21 protein-coding genes are annotated in these 19,031 nt (G+C 58.1%); 4 read left to right on the top strand and 17 right to left on the bottom strand.

The window, feature by feature from the left end:
* The first annotated feature begins 41 nt into the window (after window positions 1-41).
* Entirely contained in the window at window positions 42-1,001 is a 960-nt protein-coding gene (gene flgL / locus GF111_RS23410) for a flagellar hook-associated protein FlgL (RefSeq protein ID WP_038876856.1), read from the top strand.
* Between the two features lie 187 nt (window positions 1,002-1,188).
* Here flgL and GF111_RS23415 read toward each other — a convergent pair whose 3' ends face one another.
* The 16 genes from GF111_RS23415 to fliF form a co-directional block, all read right to left on the bottom strand.
* Window positions 1,189-1,515 carry a hypothetical protein gene (locus GF111_RS23415; RefSeq protein WP_048234359.1) on the bottom strand — a complete coding sequence of 109 codons (327 nt, stop codon included), beginning with the start codon at window positions 1,513-1,515 and terminating at the stop codon, window positions 1,189-1,191.
* Window positions 1,516-1,529: 14 nt separating this feature from the next.
* Window positions 1,530-1,796 (bottom strand): hypothetical protein, encoded by a 267-nt coding sequence (locus tag GF111_RS23420; protein WP_047730467.1) that lies wholly within the window; start codon window positions 1,794-1,796, stop codon window positions 1,530-1,532.
* Window positions 1,797-2,154: 358 nt separating this feature from the next.
* Window positions 2,155-2,289, bottom strand: a complete 135-nt coding sequence (gene sra / locus GF111_RS23425) for a stationary-phase-induced ribosome-associated protein (protein WP_004934807.1) — start codon at window positions 2,287-2,289, stop codon at window positions 2,155-2,157.
* A gap of 355 nt (window positions 2,290-2,644) precedes the next feature.
* Complete coding sequence (gene fliR, locus GF111_RS23430) at window positions 2,645-3,427, bottom strand: flagellar biosynthetic protein FliR (RefSeq protein ID WP_033632754.1); 783 nt, start codon at window positions 3,425-3,427, stop codon at window positions 2,645-2,647.
* A gap of 2 nt (window positions 3,428-3,429) precedes the next feature.
* Complete coding sequence (gene fliQ, locus GF111_RS23435) at window positions 3,430-3,699, bottom strand: flagellar biosynthesis protein FliQ (RefSeq protein WP_004934803.1); 270 nt, start codon at window positions 3,697-3,699, stop codon at window positions 3,430-3,432.
* Window positions 3,700-3,721: 22 nt separating this feature from the next.
* Entirely contained in the window at window positions 3,722-4,483 is a 762-nt protein-coding gene (fliP, locus tag GF111_RS23440; protein WP_047730468.1) for a flagellar type III secretion system pore protein FliP, read from the bottom strand.
* Window positions 4,480-4,884, bottom strand: coding sequence for a flagellar biosynthetic protein FliO (gene fliO / locus GF111_RS23445; RefSeq protein WP_038876866.1), 405 nt, complete (start codon window positions 4,882-4,884; stop codon window positions 4,480-4,482). Before fliO ends, fliP begins: the two co-directional genes overlap by 4 nt.
* Window positions 4,884-5,300 carry a flagellar motor switch protein FliN gene (fliN, locus tag GF111_RS23450; RefSeq protein ID WP_038876868.1) on the bottom strand — a complete coding sequence of 139 codons (417 nt, stop codon included), beginning with the start codon at window positions 5,298-5,300 and terminating at the stop codon, window positions 4,884-4,886. Before fliN ends, fliO begins: the two co-directional genes overlap by 1 nt.
* Entirely contained in the window at window positions 5,293-6,297 is a 1,005-nt protein-coding gene (gene fliM / locus GF111_RS23455; protein WP_025303254.1) for a flagellar motor switch protein FliM, read from the bottom strand. The genes fliN and fliM overlap by 8 nt, the downstream gene beginning before the upstream one ends.
* A gap of 5 nt (window positions 6,298-6,302) precedes the next feature.
* Window positions 6,303-6,788: a flagellar basal body-associated protein FliL gene (gene fliL, locus GF111_RS23460; protein WP_004934797.1), complete on the bottom strand. Its 486-nt coding sequence runs from the start codon at window positions 6,786-6,788 to the stop codon at window positions 6,303-6,305.
* 438 nt (window positions 6,789-7,226) lie between these two features.
* Complete coding sequence (locus GF111_RS23465) at window positions 7,227-8,459, bottom strand: flagellar hook-length control protein FliK (RefSeq protein ID WP_147190145.1); 1,233 nt, start codon at window positions 8,457-8,459, stop codon at window positions 7,227-7,229.
* Window positions 8,456-8,902 carry a flagellar export protein FliJ gene (gene fliJ / locus GF111_RS23470; RefSeq protein ID WP_033647768.1) on the bottom strand — a complete coding sequence of 149 codons (447 nt, stop codon included), beginning with the start codon at window positions 8,900-8,902 and terminating at the stop codon, window positions 8,456-8,458. The genes GF111_RS23465 and fliJ overlap by 4 nt, the downstream gene beginning before the upstream one ends.
* A gap of 21 nt (window positions 8,903-8,923) precedes the next feature.
* Complete coding sequence (fliI, locus tag GF111_RS23475) at window positions 8,924-10,285, bottom strand: flagellar protein export ATPase FliI (RefSeq protein ID WP_004934781.1); 1,362 nt, start codon at window positions 10,283-10,285, stop codon at window positions 8,924-8,926.
* Entirely contained in the window at window positions 10,285-10,989 is a 705-nt protein-coding gene (gene fliH / locus GF111_RS23480) for a flagellar assembly protein FliH (protein WP_038876881.1), read from the bottom strand. Before fliH ends, fliI begins: the two co-directional genes overlap by 1 nt.
* Window positions 10,982-11,974: a flagellar motor switch protein FliG gene (gene fliG / locus GF111_RS23485; RefSeq protein WP_033634975.1), complete on the bottom strand. Its 993-nt coding sequence runs from the start codon at window positions 11,972-11,974 to the stop codon at window positions 10,982-10,984. Before fliG ends, fliH begins: the two co-directional genes overlap by 8 nt.
* Entirely contained in the window at window positions 11,971-13,677 is a 1,707-nt protein-coding gene (gene fliF / locus GF111_RS23490; RefSeq protein ID WP_038876884.1) for a flagellar basal-body MS-ring/collar protein FliF, read from the bottom strand. The genes fliG and fliF overlap by 4 nt, the downstream gene beginning before the upstream one ends.
* A gap of 314 nt (window positions 13,678-13,991) precedes the next feature.
* Between fliF and fliE the strand changes: the two genes are divergently transcribed.
* Window positions 13,992-14,306, top strand: coding sequence for a flagellar hook-basal body complex protein FliE (gene fliE, locus GF111_RS23495; protein WP_025159836.1), 315 nt, complete (start codon window positions 13,992-13,994; stop codon window positions 14,304-14,306).
* A gap of 437 nt (window positions 14,307-14,743) precedes the next feature.
* Window positions 14,744-16,903, top strand: a complete 2,160-nt coding sequence (locus tag GF111_RS23500; protein WP_055313207.1) for a phage tailspike protein — start codon at window positions 14,744-14,746, stop codon at window positions 16,901-16,903.
* Window positions 16,904-17,193: 290 nt separating this feature from the next.
* On the opposite strand, the gene GF111_RS23505 is transcribed toward GF111_RS23500, so the two are convergent.
* Window positions 17,194-17,793 carry an FMN-dependent NADH-azoreductase gene (locus GF111_RS23505; RefSeq protein ID WP_047730471.1) on the bottom strand — a complete coding sequence of 200 codons (600 nt, stop codon included), beginning with the start codon at window positions 17,791-17,793 and terminating at the stop codon, window positions 17,194-17,196.
* A gap of 129 nt (window positions 17,794-17,922) precedes the next feature.
* Between GF111_RS23505 and GF111_RS23510 the strand changes: the two genes are divergently transcribed.
* Window positions 17,923-18,852 (top strand): LysR family transcriptional regulator, encoded by a 930-nt coding sequence (locus GF111_RS23510; RefSeq protein WP_047730472.1) that lies wholly within the window; start codon window positions 17,923-17,925, stop codon window positions 18,850-18,852.
* The last annotated feature ends 179 nt before the right edge of the window (window positions 18,853-19,031 follow it).

Below are 19,031 nucleotides of genomic sequence, written 5' to 3' on the forward strand. Positions count from 1 at the left end.
CCGATAACGGCGCCGGTCGCTCAGAGTAAGGAACCCACAGCATGCGCATGAGTACCGGCATGATGTACCAACAAAACATGAACGGCATCACGGGCAACCAGTCGCTGTTCATGAAGGCCGCCGAGCAGCTTTCCTCCGGCAAGCGAGTGATCAACCCGTCCGACGATCCGTTGGCGGCGTCGCGCGCGGTGATGTTGTCGCAGTCGCAGGCGGAAAACAGCCAATACACGCTGGCGCGTACTTTCGCTCGCCAAAGCGTCTCGATGGAAGAAACGGTATTGGCCGGCGCGACGTCCACCATCGCGGACATGAAAGCGCTGATCGTCAACGCCGGCGGCACGGAAAGCGATAACGACCGCCAGTCGTTGGCCACCCAACTGCAGGGGCTGAAAGATCAGCTGCTGAACCAGGCCAACAGCACCGACGGCAACGGCCGCTATATGTTCGGCGGATACGTGAACGACAAGGCGCCGTTTGTCGACAACGGCGGCACCGTCAGCTATCAGGGCGGCGACAAGACGGTTCAGCAGAAGGTGGACGCCAACCGCACCATGACCATCGGCCATACCGGCAACGCGGTGTTCATGTCGTTGACCAGCAACCCGAAGCCTGAGCCTGACGGCAGCGCGCCGGTCAGCAACGTGTTCGAGAGTATCGATATCGCGCTGAACGCGCTGAAAACACCGCTGCAGGGCGCCGATGAGGCCACCAAGCAGCAGGTGAACGATGCGCTGGCGAAAGCCAACCGCGGCCTGGACAACTCCTACAACAACGTGCTGAGCGTGCGCGCCGAGCTGGGCAGCCAGCTGCAGGAAATGGATCAGTTGGACAGCATCGGTAAAGAGCGCGACATGACCAATCAGGTCCAGATGAGCGCGTTGACGGACGCCGATCTGGCTGAGTCTATCTCGTCTTACTTTATGCAGCAGGCGGCGCTGCAGGCGTCGTATAAAACCTTCAGCGATATGCAGGGCATGTCGCTGTTCCAGATGAATCGTTAAGAGCAAGACCCCGTTGCCTGACCGCGACGGGTTTCCCTTTAGTGCGCTTAGAAAACGCCTTCTCCGCCCCGCGGGGAGGGAGGCTTCTTGAAACCGGGCGCACTCGTTTGGCGCGTCGCTCGTTCTCCCACTACTGACTGAGTGACGCGCCTTTTTTTGTCTGCGTGTTCCCCATTCACCTTAAGCCTTAGCGGAAAGGCACGCCGCGATCGTTGCCGGACCCTTTAGTGCATTGACTGCCTATGTTGACGAAGGCTGAGGCCGCCGCAGTGCCAATCGCACTGCCGTTACGGCTGGCCAGGGCGCCGGCCATGGCAATGGCACCGGTAACCACCGAGCCGGTACAAGGATCCTGAAATAGCCCATAGCCTTTAGCCGCCCAATTAGGCTGGAAGCCGTTCGCCTGCGCGCCGTAGGAGCTTCGGCCATAGTCGCGATCTCGGTCGCCGCCGTTATTGCCGTCGCCGGCACCGCCCATCCGTTGCATTTCTTCTCTGGCCAGTTCTCTCAACATAGGTCGATCTCCTGTTAACGCGACTTGGCGTTATTTTTAGGGTTGTTGTTTTCGATTTGAGGCTTGCGGCTCTCATTGAACAGCCACCGTATTGGCGTATAGAGGCACTCGGCCAACTTCAATGAGCCAAATAAAGTAAACGGGATGATGACGAAACTATCGACGCCAGGCGGAAGAATAAATAACCCCCAGGAAAAGCCCAGCGTATTTAAAATAGTGCTCATGATCAAAAGGGCGATGCCGCTGATGAATAAATCACTCAGCTGGAATTTTATCTTCATATTTACACCGGTTATATTTGGGCGAGACTTGCAGTGTGCTGTCTGCAAGGTTTCTTCCAATATAACGCTGGGGGAATAAGGTGGGAAATCGATTTTTCTTGTCAGTGAATAAATAAGAGATGTGAGTAAAGCAAATTATTAATGCATTATCTTTAAATTTAGCGTGTCAGCGAGGGCGACGTGCTGCATTATTTCATTCCTGACAATGAAATGCACAGGATGTCGACATGACTTGCCGACGGGTGATCAATGCCGGTTACGGCAGGAGCCGGGTTGCCGTCCCGGTGCTGCGTCGAATGGCGCAGCAGAGGCCGGATACGGGCGCAACCCGGAATGTTTTGCTAAAAACCGTACGGGATTATTTCTTTTTCTTCACCACTTTCCATTTTTCACCAGCGGCCGTTTCGCTGATGGCAACTTTAAATTTGTTGCTCTTCCAGTGGGCCATGCCGAATAACCGGCGTGCTTTGCGGTTGCTTTTCGCTTTAATCATGATCTCGCTCCTGTGGTTAGCAAAGGTCGATGCTGCGCCCTGCAGCCGGCAGGCTGCCGGACGCATTTATTCAGGGTGTAAGTTATCTGCCGCGCATTTAACAATGCGTGGCTGTGTTATTCTTATTTTTTACTCGAGATAAACGTACTTTATCGCTGCAAAAAATAAGGGGTGAAAGGCGATATTTTTTGTTGCCGGGTCTATTCTAGGTCAGGGTTTTATTTATTCAAGCCACCGGAGACATTTGAACCTTAATCCGGATAAAAGACGTTTCTCAGGCTTTTGTCCCAAGAAAGCGTTTTTATTGCCATTTTGTCTCAGGCGAAAACGGGGGAGGAAGGGGGTGAGCAGGGGCTTAGAAGGTCATGCCGCCGATCACCGCTGCCAGCCGATCGAAGATTTCACCGAACAGATGCTCGCAGAACGGGGCCAACATCGGCATCATCATGCCCAGCGTCATGATGCCGAAGGTCATGGTGACCGGGAAGCCGATCACGAAGACCGACAGCTGCGGCGTCATGCGGTTGAGCAAGCCGAGCGCCATGTTCAGCGTCAACAGCAGGCAGATCAGCGGCAGCGCCAGCATCATGCCGTTGATGAAGATCAGCGAGCCGACTTGGGTCAGCACCAGGAAGCCGTTGCCGTTCAGCGGCTGCGTCTGGATAGGCAGGGTGTGGAAGCTGTCCGCCAGCAGCGAAATCAGCCACAGATGGCCGTCGAAGCTGAGGAACAGCAGCATCGCCAGCAGGTTGAGCAGGCGCGCCAGCACCGGCATGTTCGGGCCGCCGCTGGGATCGAAGAAGGTGGCGAACGACAGGCCCATCTGCATGCCGATCACTTCCCCCGCCAGGCGCACCGCCGCGAAGGCGAACTGCATGGTCAATCCCAGCGCCACGCCGATCAGAATCTGTTGAATCGCCAGCCACAGGCCGGCGGCGGAGAAGATCGGGATATTGCTGGCGGGCAGCGTCGGCGCGATCAGGATGACGATCAGCCCGCCAAGGCCGATTTTGACCTTTTTGCTGATTTGCTTTTCGCTGAATATCGGCGCGGTGCTTATCAGTGCCAGAATGCGCAGCAGCGGCCAAAAATAGTGGCTGAGCCAGACGGTGAGCTGGGCGCTGTCGAAGGTGAGCACGGTTAGCCGATCAGGGTGGGCAGGTTGCTGAACAGGGTGCGCATGTAGTCCAGCAGCAGGTTCAACATCCAGGGGCCGGCGATGATGATGGTGGCCACCACCGCCAGAATTTTGGGGATGAACGACAGCGTCATTTCGTTGATCTGGGTGGCGGCCTGCAGCAGGCTGACCACCAGGCCGCTGATCAGCGCCGCCAGCAGCAGCGGCGCGGCCAGCGCCAGCGCCACTTTCATCGCCTCGGTGCCGAGCGCCATAACCGATTCAGGTGTCATCTCGCGTTCTCCGATCGGGGGGTTACGAATAGAAACTCTGCGCCAGCGAGCCGAGCAGCAGCTGCCAGCCATCGACCAGCACGAACAGCATCAGCTTGAACGGCAGCGAGATGGTGGCCGGCGGTACCATCATCATCCCCAGCGCCATCAGCACGCTGGCGACCACCAGGTCGATAATCAGGAACGGAATGAACACCGTAAAGCCGATCTGGAAGGCGGTTTTCAGTTCGCTGGTGACGTAGGCGGGCAGCAGGATGCGCATCGGCACCGCCTCCGGGCCGGCCAGCGGCGGCTGATTGGCCAGCCTGGCGTACAGCGCGAGATCGGTTTCGCGCGTTTGGCGCAGCATGAATTCGCGCAGCGGCTGTGCGCCTTTATCCAGCGCGACCTCCAGCCCGATCTTGTCCTGGCTGAACGGCAGGTAGGCGTCCTGATAGACCTTGTCGAACACCGGCGACATGATGAAGAAGGTCAGGAACAATGCCAGCCCCAGCATCACCTGATTCGGCGGCGCCGACGGGGTGCCCAGCGCGTTGCGCAGCAGCCCGAGCACGATGATGATGCGGGTAAAGCTGGTCATCATCAGCAGCATGGCGGGCAGGAAGGTCAGCGAGGTCAACAGCACCAGCGTCTGCACCGGCAGCGACCAGCTTTGGCCGCCGTTGGCCAGCGGCTGACTGATCAGCCCCGGCAGTTGCGCCAAAGCCGCCGGGCTGATGAACAGCAGGGCGGCAGGGAACCAAACCGCCGGACGGCGGACGAGGGTATGAAGAGTCGAGGTCATGCCGATTTTTCCGGGCGTTTCAGAACTTTTTGCATCAGTTGGCGGAAGTCCGCCGGCGTCGCCGCATCGGCCGCACCCTCGTCTTTCGGCGGGGCGGGCAGGGTGTGCAGCGGGGTGATCTGCTGGGCGGTGACGCCCAATACCAGCAAGGTATCGTCGACTTCCACCACCACCACGCGCTCGCGCTGCCCGACCTGGCAACTGGCGCGCAGGTTGAGCAGCTTGTTGTTGCGCGCCTGCGGGGCGAAGCCCAGCCGGCGGAACAGCCAACCGGCCAGCAGGATCAGCAGCAGAATGCCGCCGAGCGCGCTGCTGACCTGCATCAACACCGAACCGGCCGGCAAGGCCGGCGCGGCGGGTGGTTGAGTACTTTGGACGGTAACGGGCGCCGCGACGGTCATCAGCGGCTCAGTCGACGCATGCGTTCGGACGGGGTGATGATGTCGGTGATGCGCACGCCGAACTTGTCGGCCACCACCACCACTTCACCTTGTGCGATCAGGTAACCGTTGATCAGGATGTCCAGCGGCTCGCCGGCCAGGCCGTCCAGCGCCACCACCGAGCCTTGCGACAGGCGCAGCAGCTCTTTGATGGTCATCTTGGTGCGCCCCAGTTCCACGGTCAGCTTGACCGGAATATCCAGGATCAGGTCGATATCCTGCAGGCTGCCGAGCGCATCCTGAGCTTCCAGCGACTTGAACACCCCTTCGGTGCTTGCGCCGGATTTCTCTGTCGACTGTTGCTCGTTAAACGCATCAGCCCACAGATCGTCTACGGATTCCTTTCCTTCGCCAGACGGTTGCTTAGGATCACTCATTGGGCTGTTCCTCACTCAGAGCATTCAAAATAGGGTTAATCAAATGTTCAACACGCAGGGCATATTGCCCGTTCAACGTGCCGTATTGGCTGGTCAGAACCGGTACGCCGTCCACATGGGCGATCAGGCGTTCCGGCTTGTCTATCGGTAATACATCGCCCGGCTGCAGCTTCAGGACTTTCGACAGCCGCATCGGGATATCGACGAAGTTGGCGATCAGCTCCAGTTCGGAGTGTTGCACCTGCTTCACCAGGGTTTCGCGCCAGTGGCTGTCTTCCTGCCGCGAATTTTCCAGCGGCGGGTTGGTCAACAGCTCGCGCAGCGGTTCGATCATCGCGAACGGAATGCAGATGTTGAACTCGCCGGTCAGCGCGCCGATCTCCACCTGGAACGGCGTGGTGACCACGATGTCGTTCGGCGAGGTGGTGATGTTGGTGAACTTCACCTGCATTTCGGCGCGCACGTACTCTACGTCGATCTTGTAGATGGCGCTCCAGGCGTCGCCGTAGGCGTCCAGCGCCAGGCGCAGCATGCGCTTGATCACCCGCTGTTCGGTCGGGGTGAACTCGCGGCCTTCGACCTTGGTCGGGAAGCGGCCGTCGCCGCCGAACAGGTTATCGACGGCGATGAACACCAGGCTCGGCGCGAACACGAACAGGGCGGTGCCGCGCAGCGGGTTCAGATGCACCAGGTTCAGGTTGGTCGGCACCGGCAGGTTGCGGGCGAACTCGTGATACGGCTGGATTTTGATCGGGCCGACGGTAATGTCCGGGCTGCGGCGCAGCAGGTTGAACAACCCCATGCGGAACTGCCGGGCAAAACGTTCGTTGATGATTTCCAGCGCGTGCAGACGCTCGCGCACCACGCGGCGCTGGGTGTTCGGATCGTAAGGCTTGACCTCGCTCTCTTTGCCGACTATCGCTTCGGGTTCATCACCCGCGCTGTCGCCGTTGAGCAAGGCGTCGATCTCTGCCTGTGAAAGAATGCTATCGCCCATAGTGATTACCGCAGTATGAAGGCGGTGAACAGCACGTCGCTGACCACCTGCTTCGGTTGTCCCTTAACCAGCGGCGGGCTGAGCACGTCCTTAATCTGCGCCACCAACTGTTGCTTCCCTTGTTCATTGGCCAGCTGGCTCGCTTCCTGACGGGAGAGCAGCATCAGCAGACGGCTGCGCACTTCCGGCAGAAAATCGTTCAGCTGGCGGCGGGTACTTTCGTCCGGCAGACGCAGCGTGAGGCCGATGTACAGCACGCGATCCGGGTTGTTGTCCGGCGTCACCAGGTTGACGGTAAAGGTGTCGAGCGGCATGAACACCGGCGCGGCCGGCGGTTGCTGTTTGGCGGCGGCCGGTTCGGCACCGTTTTTATGCTGTTGCAGCAGCCACCAGCTGTAGCCCGCGGCGCCACAGGCGACGACGCTGATCAAGACCAGCAGGATGACCAGAAGGGGGCGTTTCGGTGCTGCCGGAAGGGAGTTCTGAGACATAGCGAAATCTAATTCCTGTTGTTATACCCGTCGTCTTTCAAGCCGCAGCGTTGTTGGCTGCACGCACTTACCCCAGTCACTTACTTGAGTAAGCTCCTGGGGACTCATGCGCTGGCCGCCTAGCTGCAGCTTGAAATCCATAGGGCATATATACTTGATATTTCAAGCTGCAACCGAGTATCTCGCGGATATCGGGTACATAGCGCGTATAAAAGCCGCACGCACGACATAATTTACCCAAAATAATTGGGGCTGCATCGCGGCGGCAAATTTGTAAGTCCCCAGGAGCATAGGTAACTATGTGACTGGGGCGCGCAAATGCAGCCAACAAAGATGCAGCTTCAAGTATGACGGGTAAAGGTATTATCGCGTCTATTGCGGCGTGCAATAGCCTGAATAGACGCGCAAATGGGTGCCAGCTTGGGCGTTTGCGGCGGCTTAGGCGAAAATATCGACGCCGTTGACCGCGCTGGCCATACGCTGCAGCGCCGCCGGTGCGCTGACGCCCTCGGCGGCTGCACCGTCACCGCCATGATGTTCAGCATAGCTGGAACGCCCCTGGCCGTTGGAAGCCTGCTGTTGCGCCTGCTGCTGCCATTGCGGGGTGGACTCGCCGCCCACGCTGCTCTGCCCCAGGTTGATACCGCTCTCCGCCAGCGCGTGCCGCAGCTGCGGCATCGCCGCTTCCACCGCCGCACGCACCTGGCCGTGAGCGGAGGCGATGTGCAGCTGCGCCTGCTGATCGTCCAGTTTCAGCGTGATCTGCAGGGCGCCCAGTTCCTGCGGGTGCAGGCGCAGCTCGGCGCTTTGCTGGCCGTTGCGGTGGAACATCAGCACCTGTTGGTTCAACGCCTGCTGCCACTCCGGGCTGCCCAGCTGCGCGTTGAGCTGCGGCGCAGGCGGTGCGGTCACCAGTGCGCTGGCAGGAGCGGCCGTTTGCGTTGGGCTGGCGGCGGCCAGGGCGACGGCGTGGTTGAGCGTCGGTGGCTGCTGCGCATCGCTCGCCGGCAGCGGTTGTGCGGTGCTTGCACGTTCGCCGTTGGTCGGTTGCGGGAGCGCCGCCTTGGCATTATCGCCGTCGGTAGCCGACGTTTTCGCCCCTGTCAGCGACGGAGCGGGGGATGCCGATGAACGCGCGGCGGTTTTATCACCGGCCGCCGCGATGTTCAGCAGGCCATTGCCGGGCTGCAGCGCAGTCGCTTCGTCAGCGCTATCCACCGGCAGCGAGCGTTGGCCTTCGGCCGGTTGCGCCTGGGCGACGATCGCGGCCGGCAGCATGGCGTACAGCGCCTGCAGCGTTGCGGCATCCAGCTCTTTGGCGGCGGCGATCGGCGGCTGCGCCGGTTTGTCGCCGGCGGTGGGCGCTTCGCCCTCGGCGCCCTCAGCTGAAAGCGCGTCGGCTGAGACGGTCTGGCCCGGCAGCAGGCCGCCGCGCTCGCCGAAGGTGGCCAGCAGTTGATTGAGCTGGTTGCGGCTCAGGGCCGGGGCGCGTTCTTCGTCCGCGCTCAGCGCGACCGGCGGCTGTTTGCCGTCGGCGGCGGGCGCGAAACGAGCGCCGAGCAGCTGGGCGAAAGCGGACGACAGCTGGCTCTCATCCAGCGCCGACGTCAGTTCGGCCAGGCCGCCGGCGTCGCCGGGTAAGGCCAGGCCGGGCAGGGCGTTCAGATTCATGGGTTGATATTCCTTTGTGCACTGCGTTGAGCGAACTCATCCATCAGTTTTTGATCCCGTTTGTTCTCCTGCTGCTGCTCCGCCGTCAGAGCGCGGGTATGCAGGGTCTCGAAAGCGTTCAGCCGCTGTTGTTTGTCTTGCCATTGCTTCACCGCATGATCCACTTTCTGCCCCCACTGCAGCAGCTGCTGGCGGTGTTGGTCGATGGCCTGTTCCAGCGTGCCGATAAACTGCTGGTAGTTTTGCCAGCGTGAGCTGTCCATGCCGTCGCAGAGCGTATGATTCAGCTTCTGGCGGTATTCGTCCTGATAGTTGAGCAGCATCGACAGCTGCTGCTCTGCCGCCTGCTGCGCCTGCCGTACCTGACCCAGCTGTTGTGCGGCCTGTTCCACCGCATCCTGCGCCAGATCTCGCAGGGTAATCAGGGGAGATTGTGATTTCATCGCTGTGCGCCTCTGGTGACGTTAAACAATCAACTGCTGCAGCTGTTGACAGGCTTCATCATAGCCGCTGCGTTCAAAGATGCCCTGTTGCAGGTAAGCTTCCATCTGCGGATACAGCGTCATCGCCTTGTCCAGCAACGGATCGCTGCCCGCCGCGTAGGCGCCGACGCTGATCAGATCGCGGTTGCGCTGATAGCTGGCCAGCATCTGTTTGAAGGTGCGCACCCGGCGGTAATGCTCTTCGTCGATCAGCGACGTCATGGCGCGGCTGATTGACGCTTCGATGTCGATCGCCGGGTAGTGACCGGCTTCCGCCAGGCGCCGGGACAGCACCACGTGGCCATCGAGAATTGCGCGCGCCGAGTCGGCGATCGGGTCTTGCTGATCGTCCCCTTCGGTCAACACGGTGTAGAAGGCGGTGATGGAACCGCCGCCGCTGATGCCGTTGCCCGCGCGTTCCACCAGCGCAGGCAGCTTGGCGAAGACCGAAGGCGGATAGCCTTTGGTCGCCGGCGGCTCGCCGATGGCCAGGGCGATCTCACGCTGCGCCATGGCGTAGCGGGTGAGGGAATCCATGATCAGCAACACATGCTGCCCGCGATCGCGGAAATCTTCGGCGATGCGGGTGGCGTAGGCCGCCCCCTGCATGCGCAGCAGCGGCGACACGTCCGCCGGCGCGGCGATCACCACCGAGCGCGCCCGGCCTTCGGCGCCGAGAATGTTCTCGATAAAGTCTTTGACCTCGCGGCCACGCTCGCCGATCAGGCCAACGACGATCACATCCGCCTGGGTATAACGGGCCATCATGCCGAGCAGCACGCTCTTGCCGACGCCGGAGCCGGCGAACAGGCCCATACGCTGGCCGCGGCCGACGGTCAGCAGTCCGTTGATGGTGCGCACCCCCACGTCCAGCACCTGCTCGATCGGCGTGCGCTGCAAGGGGTTGAACGGCGCAGTGATCAGCGGCGCGCGGTAACCGGTTTCCGGTGAAGGCAGGCCGTCGAGCGGTTTGGCGCTGCCGTCCAGCACCCGCCCCAACAGCGCCGGGCCGAGCGGCAGCTGTTTGCCGGCGCTTTGGCCTTCCGGCGCGATGCGGGCGTAAACCCGCGCGCCCGGCACGATGCCTTCCACTTCTTCCAGCGGCATCAGGAATAGCCGCTGGCCGTTGAAGCCGACCACTTCGCTTTCCACTTCCTGCACCTCACCGGCGTCGTGCCGTTCGATGAGGCAGGTCGCGCCGAGCGGCAGCTGCAGGCCGGTGGCCTCCAGCACCAGCCCGGTAGCGCGGGTCAGGCGACCGTAGCGGCGCACCGTCGGCGCGCGCGCGATGCGTTTTTCCAGCGTATCCAGAGAGCTCAGCCAGCGGCCGAGACGCGCGGTCATCAGACTTCTCCCGGTGCCGCCAGGCGGCACAGTTCATGCCAGCGCGTCGCCAGGCTGGCGTCGAGATCGCCTTCCTCGGCGCTGACCTTGCAGCCGCCCGGGTGCAGCTCGCCGTCCGCCAGCAGGCGCCAGCCGTGCAGGCTGAGGGTGACCCCCAGCTGCTGCTCGACGCGCGGGTAGTCGTCCGGGTGCACCCGCAGCTGCGGCTTGCCGTTGAACATCGGTTCCTGTTGGATCAGCTGTTGGATCTGCGCCAGCAGGGCAGTGCCGTCGCACACCGGCGGCTGGCCCAGCACCTGTTTGGCGGCGGTCAGTGCCAGCTGCATCAGCCGCGAAGCGATCACGCTGTCGAGCGCGTCCAGCGTGTGCTGGAATTCGGTGACCAGCTGCTGCCAGTGGGCGGTCAGCGGCTGCTGCTGCTGTTGCGCTTCCAGCAGCCCTTGCTGGCGGCCTTCCTCCAGTCCGGACTGAAAACCGGCCTCATAGCCTTTTTGCTGGCCGTCGGCATAGCCCAACTGCTGGCCCTGTTGCTCCGCCTGCAGGCGCAGCGTCGCCAACTGCTGCTGCAATTCGGCCTGTGCGTCCGGCGACGGATCGTCAAGCTCGAGATCCGGCAACTGCGGCAGTTCGACAGCCGGTTTCTGTTCGCCCAGGTCGTTGAGCGACCAGGGCTGCCAGGGCAGGGTGTTAATGCGATCAGACATAGGTGTCCTCGCCGCCGCCGATGATCATTTCGCCGCTTTCCGCCAGGCGTCTTACCACCAGCAGGATGGCTTTCTGCTCGTTCTCCACCTGCGACATGCGCACCGGCCCACGGTTGGCCAGATCGTCGCGCAGGATGTCGGCAGCGCGTTGCGACATGTTCTTGAGGAACTTCTCGCGCAGCGGCTGCTCGGCGCCTTTCAACGCAATCAGCAGCGACTCGCCTTCCACTTCCTGCAGCAGGCGTTGGATACTGCGATCGTCGACCTCCACCAGGTTTTCGAACAGGAACATCTCGTCGATGATCTTCTGCGCCAGCTCGCCGTCGTATTCGCGCATCGCGTCGATGACCGCTTCTTCCTGCTGGGTTTTCATCAGGTTGATGATCTCGGCGGCGGTGCGCACCCCGCCCATTTTGCTGCGCTTGAGGTTCTGGCCGTCGAGCAGATTGTTCAGCACTTCGGTCAACTCCGCCAACGCCGCCGGCTGTACGCCGCCGAAGGTGGCGATACGCAGCATCACGTCGTTGCGCAGGCGTTCGTCGAACAGGGCCAGGATATCTGCCGCCTGGCCGCGTTTGAGGTGCACCAGAATGGTGGCGATGATCTGCGGGTGTTCGTCGCGGATCAGATCGGCAGCGCTCTGCGGCTCCATAAAGTTGAGCGTTTCCATGCCGGTGGTGGTCTCGCGCGATTCGAGAATGTCTTCCAGCAGGCTGGCGGCGCGCTCTTCGCCCAGCGCTTTGACCAGCACCGAACGCAGGTAGTCGCTGGCGTTGACGCTCAGCGCCGCGTATTGCTCGGCGTCGTCTTCAAACTCGGTCAGTATTTCGCCGAGCTGTTTGTGCGAAACCTGGCTCATGCCGGCCATGGTGCCGCTCAGCAGCTGTACTTCGCGCGAGGAGAGGTGTTTGAACACCTCCGCCGCGCGATCTTCACCCAGCGTCATCAGCAGGATGGCGCTTTTGTCGGTTCCGGTCAGGCTCATATCTCGTTACTCATCCATTGGCGGATTACCAGAGCGACCACGCGTGGGTCTTTGTCAGCCAGATCGCGGATCCGCTGGCTCTGGACTTCTGCGCTGACGCGCTGCTGCGATTTACGACGCTGCGCCAGCTCCTCGTTGCTCGGTTTGCTGCTGTCGACCGGTTTGGCGGCAGGGGCGTTGGCGGCGGCGGCGGCGGCCTGTTGCGCCGCCTGGCGCTGTTGCAGCTGCGGCCGCACCAGTTTGCGCCACAGCAGCCAGGCCACCAGCAGCACCAGCAGATAGCGGCCCGCGTCGAGCAGACGATCGATAAACGACTGGCTTTGCCAGAACGGCAGTTCGCCACCGGTCACCTGACTGTCGGTAAACGGCGTGTTGACCACGTTCAGGGTATCGCCACGGCTGCTGGAGTAACCCATCGCTTCACGCACCAGCGCTTCGATCTGCGCCAGCTGCTCTTTGCTCATCGGCTGCGGTTTGCCGTCTTTATCGGTGCCCAGATAGTTGACGACCACGGCGACCGACAAACGCTGCACGGTGCCGGCTTTTTGCTGGGTATGGCGAATGGTGCGGTCGAGCTCGTAGTTGGTGGTCGCGTCGCGACGGGTATTTTGCGGTACGCCGCTGGCCGCCGCGCTGCGGGTGGTCGCGGCGTTTTGCGCGGTGGCGTTGGCGTTGGCATTGTTGCCTGGCGCGATGGCCGGCTTGGCGGTTTCAATCGGCGCCGTGGCCGGCGCGCTCGGCTGATTGGACAGTGCGCCCGGCACGCCGCCTACCTGTGGCCCGCCGATCTGCTCGCTCAGGCTGGTTTGCTGAGAGCGGATAGCGGCTTTGTCAGGCTGTTGGTTAGGTTGGTACTGTTCATCGGTTTGTTCGCGAGTGGCGAAGTCGATCTGCGCCGTGACCTGCGCACGCACGTTGGCGCTGCCGACCACCGGGGCGAGGATCGCTTCGATGCGGCGCTGGAAGCCGTTTTCCACTTCGTTGGCGTATTTCAGCTGCGAGGCGTTGAGATCGCGCCCGGTGCCGTCGGACTGCGTCAGCAGACGGCCAGCCTGATCGACCACGGTCACGTTGCCCGGCGGCAGGCCGGCGACGCTGCTCGACACCATATAAACGATGGCGTTGATCTGGCCATCGTCCAGCGCACGGCCGGGTTGCAGGGTCAGCGTTACCGACGCGGAAGGGGATTTTTGTTCGCGCACGAACAGCGAAGGTTTAGGCAGCGCCAGGTGAACGCGGGCGTTTTGCACCGGCCCCAGCGATTCGATAGTGCGCGACAGCTCGCCCTCGAGGGCACGCTGATAGTTGATCTGCTCGCTGAACTGGCTGATGCCGAATTTTTCCTGATCCAGCAGTTCGAAGCCGACGGCGCCGCCTTTCGGCAGCCCTTGCTGCGCCAGGCGCAGGCGGGTTTCATGCACCTTTTCCGCCGGGATCAGCAGCGCTGCGCCATTTTCGGCAAAGCGGTAAGGGATATTCATCTGCGTCAGCTGGGTGACGATGGCGCCACCGTCGCGGTCGTTCAGATTGCTGTACAGCACGCGGTAGTCGGGACTTTTTACCCACAACAGCAGCGCGACGACGATCGCGATCGCGGCGGAAGCGGCGACCAGCAACGGAATTTTCGGGTTGGCGCGCAGACGATTCCAGATGGCCTGCAGGCCGTTGTCGCGGCTTTCGCCGGCGGTTATCGAAGCACTCATTTTAGGTCTCGTCCTTCAATGGCGCTCACGATCCCGTACGGGCCGCTGAGCAGCTCCCTGCCAGGCTGATGAACGGTATGGTTAGCGTTGTGTGACAAAACAGACTCCCTGATACACATATCTTCTAAATAGCGGCGCTCCCATTTCTGGGCAGGCCATTATTCGCCTTGTCAGACGATTCTGATTGCCCGATAAGCCGGGTTTTTTGCAGTTAATTAGCCGCTTTAGGTCTGAAAACGCTGTGCTAGGGTGTGCATCATTGGAGAAGTGCAGGGTGAAACGTCACCCGGCGAGACGAGATGATTGAGGATCAGATGGCGATTCAGGGCATTGAAGGGGTACTGCAGCAGATGCAGACCATGGCGGTTCAGGCCGGCAAAATGGGGCAGAATGCGGCGCCACAGGGCGTCAGCTTCGCCAGCGAACTGACCGCGGCGCTCGGCAAGATCAGCGAGACCCAGCAAACGGCGCGCAAGCAGGCGCAGGATTTCGAACTGGGCGTGCCGGGCATCAGCCTGAACGATGTGATGGTCGATCTGCAGAAATCGTCGGTCTCTTTGCAGCTGGGCGTGCAGGTGCGCAACAAGCTGGTGGCGGCCTACCAAGATATTATGAATATGCCGGTGTGATGAAAACTTTATGCATAAGATAAAATGTTCGACAGCATATCCTATGCATATATTTCACTTTGCTGGTTTTATTTACTATTCACTTGTTTTTAGAACGAAACCCCTATGGCTGGCGTGTAATTCTTCGTATTTTATGGGGGGAGGGGTAAACATGGTGCTCTGACGATTGATGTGGTCTGCGCTTGCATAATTGTAACGGGTATTGTTAATTAGAGGCTATTTTCCCAACATAGGCATTTGTTGTTTTCTTTCTTTTCTAATTGCATTGAAAAATAAACTTAATCACTCAGTAATCAACTGAATAAAGCGTAAGGGGTTTTAGTCAAGATTACTCACAATTTTTAGCATTAATTCGATAAAAACTCTCCCCGTTTACTCTAATTTAAATAGGAAAATATGCTATTTTGTATCTTAGCGTGTTTAACTTGGAGTAACTCATGGATCGCAGAAGCGTAGTCAAAGGTCTGGTCTCCTTTTTTTTCGGTGGCGCGCTCACCTCGCCGGCTTGGGCAAAAGACAACGGACTTCTGTTGCCTAACATAGCTTCACTGAGTGTGATCCCTCCTCGATTGCTCACGCTCGTAAGCTCATTCAAAGGCAGTGCGAATGGCCAAATGTATATAGGCAGAGCTGATACCGATCCTCTTGTGTCGGCAAACCAGATTCCTGTGTATCTGGAACGGGAAGATGGCTCCCGTATGCTTGTTTCACAGCCTATATTGCTCGATGAAAGTAGTGCTCCTCGCATCAACAATGAAGGGGGGAGGCTTGTTACGCTGGAAAGCTATGCCTTGGCTGTGCATGATCGTGAGGGGGGGCAGCAGTTTTATATTCCCGATGTCCGTCAATATGAGCCTTATATTGCTAACTTATATATTGATGGGAAGTTGTCAGAGCTATCTTCCTCTACTGGGGCCGATTTTATTGGGTATAAAAATGTCACCGTAGGTGAAGAGTTGGACTCATTAGGCTTTATAAAAAGCACTGCCGATATTTACTATGCTACATTTTTTGAGACAAACACGAATGCGGTTAATTTAGTTACGTCTCACGATGGTCTTAACTGGAGTGATCCCACTCAATTGAGTGATGGTAAAAAATCAATTGCAGGGCGTGATCCATCAATTTGTTTTTTCAAAAATAATTGGTTTGTCGCTGTAACGGAAAATTTGGTTGAAAATTATGACATGCTCGTATACACCAGTAAAGACTTAATAAATTGGAAGCGTGTCAATGTCAAACTTAATGGAAATGAAGCTATTTGTAGCCGGAAAAAAGCCTGGGGCAAAGGAACAAGAGGTGCAGATAAATTATGGGCTCCAGAACTCATTGTTGAGAGTGATGAGCTTTATGTTATTATTAGTATTTACTTAGGCTATGATCAATCGTCTTCACCAACGGCCAAATCGAATTACTTTGGTACATATATTGCTAAATGCACGGATATAAATGAGATGCGGTTCTCTGAACCATCACGCATCGATTATCATGAATCTGATGGAAGCATTAATAAATATAGTCGTATCGATGCCGATATTGTCAAAGATATTGAAAATAAAAAATATTTACTTGCGGCAAAAAGAGAAAACTATGGTGTGATTGATGTTTTTCACAGCACGTCATTTTTAGGACCATATGAATATGTCAGCACGGTAAGTATGTCAGCCGGTGGTGCGGAAATCGAATATCTTATGCGCTCTGGCATAGAGGCTCCTTGTTTGTTTCAGCTAAAAACAGGCGAGTGGGCAATGATATTTGATCCGAATGATACTTTCGATGGGATAACTTATATAACGTCGCGGGATGGTTTTTTTTCCTTCAGTAAGCCACAAAAATTGCGTTTACCAAAATTTAGACATGGCACTATAAAGTCAGGGAGGTATGAGGGCTTGACGGCGAAAGGTGTTCAGGACCTTTATAGATGCAAAACGGCAACTTCAGCGGCAATAAGCTCCCAAGTTATTCCGAACAATTTCATTCGAATTAAAGAAAACTGCTCTATTATCCCTCAGTCAGATACTGTCTACTGGGCTAATGCATCATATAAGGTGACGTTGATTGCACCAAATCGTGGTGATTGCCCACGTAGCTTTTACTTTTGTGTGCGCAGCTCGGACCGTTCTGTGGTGCTAAGCCTCAACGGTGCCATCGTTGGTGGCTCGTATGACCTCGGTTGGGGGATCTCAAATGAGCGAATTATTGAGTTTTTTTATGACGGTCTAGATAATAAGTATCGCTGCGAGATGCTCGAGGTTAAGTCTTATAATGGGAGCCATTTATCTGCGTCTGCAGGAGGGAATGCTATTAACGCAAAGAGTACCGGCTGGATTCCTCAACATGGAATGACTTACACTGTTTCTACGTCTGACGGAACATGTGTTATACATGCGTTGCCCAATATGCCGGTAGGAACATATTTTAATGTTGTGATTCAAAGTGCAGAAGATACATTTATAGGTTTGATTATCAAAGCAGGGAATGGGAAAAACAATCTGGGTTTAACAGCTGATTTCTCTTATCGTGGTGGACCTGAGCAATACGATGGTAGAATCATTCGTATAGAAAAAGGCTCTGAGCTTTGGTTTGTTACAAAGTAACAGTTCGTGTCGACGCGTAATGCGTAGTGGTTGTTAATGTCAATTGATATGCATTACCACATGATGAATATATTAGTCTAAAATTAACTTATCTGTATGTAAGCGGGAGTGTGGAGACAGCGCTCTCCGTGAAACCGATCATAATTATGCTAGATTATTAGCCAGCATAGTTAAAAGTACCACACTTACTGGCATATTATTAATCATTAAACCAAAGCGGCAATAATTTGCAAAAGTGAGTGTCAGCTCAGATAGCTGACTGAGGGACAAGACTTTCCTCACTTCATTAATCAGTATACCAATTCCGCAATCCGTTCGTGAGCGTTCGCCAGTCCCTGCGCGAGGCCATGCGGTTTCATATCCAGCCCTTCGGCATAGATAAACTGCACGTCGCCGATCCCCATCAGCCCCAGCACCGACCGCAGGTAGGGCGTCACGGCGTCGGTCGGCTGGCCGGCGTGTACGCCGCCGCGTGAACTGAATACCAGCGCATTGACGCCCTCGACTAACCCGACCGGATAGGTGGCGGTATAGTTGAACGTTACCCGGGCGCGGGCCACCAGATCGAACCAGTTTTTCAGCTGGGTCGGTACGTTGAGGTTGTACATTGGCGCCCCGATCAGCAGCAGATCGCTCCCTTTCAGTTCGGCAATCAGCCGATCGGACAGCGCCACCGCCGCTTGGGCGCGTGGGCTGGTGTTTTCCGCGCCGCGCAGCGCACTGAACAGCTCGCCGTCCAATACCGGCAGATCCAACGCCGTCAGGTCGTGCTCGACGATCTTATCTTCGTGTCCTTTGGCCCGACGTTCCGCCAGATAGCGGTCAATCAGGTTATTGGTCTGCGAGTCATTTCCCATAATGCTGGATTTGAGCACCAGTATTTTTTTCATGTGGTTGTCCTCTGACGGTCATCTGTGGTTTTCACCGGTAATTCCGGAATGACTGCAGGTTATCATTGCTTGCTGTTCACCAGTGGTGATAGGTTTTCACTTAATTGATTCCAATTTGGAAACTATAAAATGAAAAGCGATCTCAGCGCGCTGCCGGCTTTTGTCGCCGTGGCGGAAGGCGGCAGTTTTGCCGCCGCCGCAGAAAAACTGCATCTGACGCGCTCCGCGGTCAGCAAAATCGTGTCGCGGCTGGAGGCGCGGCTCGGCGTGATGTTGTTTATGCGCACTACGCGCAGCCTGAGCCTGACGGATGAAGGGGCACTGTACTACGAGCACTGCCGGCAGGCGTTGGCGAACATACAGGCGGCGGAAAATCAGCTGGACAGCGGCAAGATGCAGGTCAGCGGCCGGCTCAGGGTCTCGGTGCCGGTGTTGTTCGGCCACCTGTGCATCGCCCCCTTGCTGACGGCGCTGGCGAATGAGCATCCGTTGCTGACGCTGGAAATCTCGTTCAGCGACCGCAGGATCGATCTGGTCGACGAAGGGGTCGATCTGGCGGTACGCATCGGCGAGCTGGCGGACAGCGGCAGTCTGGTTGCCCGGCGCCTGGGGGAACACGGCATGCTCCTGTGTGCTTCGCCCGACTACCTGCGGCGCAGCGGTGAGCCGATCACGATGGACGCGTTAAGCCGCCATCAGGCGGTGGGGTATCTGCACGCGGGCGCGGTGTTGCCCTGGCAACTTCGCGGCGAAAACGGCGAGCTGCAGCCGTTCAGGCCACCGGCCAAGATGATGATGGATGACATGCAGGGGATCGTCGATGCCGTTTCCGCCGGTGCCGGTATTGCCTGGCTGCCGGAGTGGCTGGTACGCGATCGGCTGGCGGCGGGGACGTTGGTGGAGATCATGCGCGGTGAGTCCAGCCTCAGTTTTCCGGTGAATGTGGTATGGCCCTATATGCCTTACCAGCCGCTCAAGGTGAGACTGGCGGTGGACAAACTGGTGGCGGAGCTGCCGGGGAAATTGGCGCTTGCGGCGCCGTCGGTATCACAACGCTAAGGGCCGGAGCCGCAACCGACAGGAAATGGGCGCTAATGTACCGAATAGAGGGACGAAAACGGTGCTGTCAGGCTTATTGAATGCCCTGATGACCCTTTATTATGGCCTGATTAGTAGGGTTATTATTCGAGGTAGGTCAATGAGCACGAAAAGCGAATCCAGATGGCGTCTGATCAGTA

Source organism: Serratia sp. HRI, from assembly GCF_010119335.3.
Classification (GTDB): domain Bacteria; phylum Pseudomonadota; class Gammaproteobacteria; order Enterobacterales; family Enterobacteriaceae; genus Serratia; species Serratia nevei.

Excerpts from the sequence above, each read along its gene's own strand:
- flgL (WP_038876856.1), top strand. The coding sequence starts at position 42 with ATGCGCATGAGTACCGGCATGATGTACCAACAAAACATGAACGGCATC.
- GF111_RS23415 (WP_048234359.1), bottom strand. The coding sequence starts at position 1,515 with ATGTTGAGAGAACTGGCCAGAGAAGAAATGCAACGGATGGGCGGTGCC.
- GF111_RS23420 (WP_047730467.1), bottom strand. The coding sequence starts at position 1,796 with ATGAAGATAAAATTCCAGCTGAGTGATTTATTCATCAGCGGCATCGCC.
- sra (WP_004934807.1), bottom strand. The coding sequence starts at position 2,289 with ATGATTAAAGCGAAAAGCAACCGCAAAGCACGCCGGTTATTCGGCATG.
- fliQ (WP_004934803.1), bottom strand. The coding sequence starts at position 3,699 with ATGACACCTGAATCGGTTATGGCGCTCGGCACCGAGGCGATGAAAGTG.
- fliP (WP_047730468.1), bottom strand. The coding sequence starts at position 4,483 with ATGACCTCGACTCTTCATACCCTCGTCCGCCGTCCGGCGGTTTGGTTC.
- fliO (WP_038876866.1), bottom strand. The coding sequence starts at position 4,884 with ATGACCGTCGCGGCGCCCGTTACCGTCCAAAGTACTCAACCACCCGCC.
- fliN (WP_038876868.1), bottom strand. The coding sequence starts at position 5,300 with ATGAGTGATCCTAAGCAACCGTCTGGCGAAGGAAAGGAATCCGTAGAC.
- fliM (WP_025303254.1), bottom strand. The coding sequence starts at position 6,297 with ATGGGCGATAGCATTCTTTCACAGGCAGAGATCGACGCCTTGCTCAAC.
- fliL (WP_004934797.1), bottom strand. The coding sequence starts at position 6,788 with ATGTCTCAGAACTCCCTTCCGGCAGCACCGAAACGCCCCCTTCTGGTC.
- GF111_RS23465 (WP_147190145.1), bottom strand. The coding sequence starts at position 8,459 with ATGAATCTGAACGCCCTGCCCGGCCTGGCCTTACCCGGCGACGCCGGC.
- fliJ (WP_033647768.1), bottom strand. The coding sequence starts at position 8,902 with ATGAAATCACAATCTCCCCTGATTACCCTGCGAGATCTGGCGCAGGAT.
- fliI (WP_004934781.1), bottom strand. The coding sequence starts at position 10,285 with ATGACCGCGCGTCTCGGCCGCTGGCTGAGCTCTCTGGATACGCTGGAA.
- fliH (WP_038876881.1), bottom strand. The coding sequence starts at position 10,989 with ATGTCTGATCGCATTAACACCCTGCCCTGGCAGCCCTGGTCGCTCAAC.
- fliG (WP_033634975.1), bottom strand. The coding sequence starts at position 11,974 with ATGAGCCTGACCGGAACCGACAAAAGCGCCATCCTGCTGATGACGCTG.
- fliF (WP_038876884.1), bottom strand. The coding sequence starts at position 13,677 with ATGAGTGCTTCGATAACCGCCGGCGAAAGCCGCGACAACGGCCTGCAG.
- fliE (WP_025159836.1), top strand. The coding sequence starts at position 13,992 with ATGGCGATTCAGGGCATTGAAGGGGTACTGCAGCAGATGCAGACCATG.
- GF111_RS23500 (WP_055313207.1), top strand. The coding sequence starts at position 14,744 with ATGGATCGCAGAAGCGTAGTCAAAGGTCTGGTCTCCTTTTTTTTCGGT.
- GF111_RS23505 (WP_047730471.1), bottom strand. The coding sequence starts at position 17,793 with ATGAAAAAAATACTGGTGCTCAAATCCAGCATTATGGGAAATGACTCG.
- GF111_RS23510 (WP_047730472.1), top strand. The coding sequence starts at position 17,923 with ATGAAAAGCGATCTCAGCGCGCTGCCGGCTTTTGTCGCCGTGGCGGAA.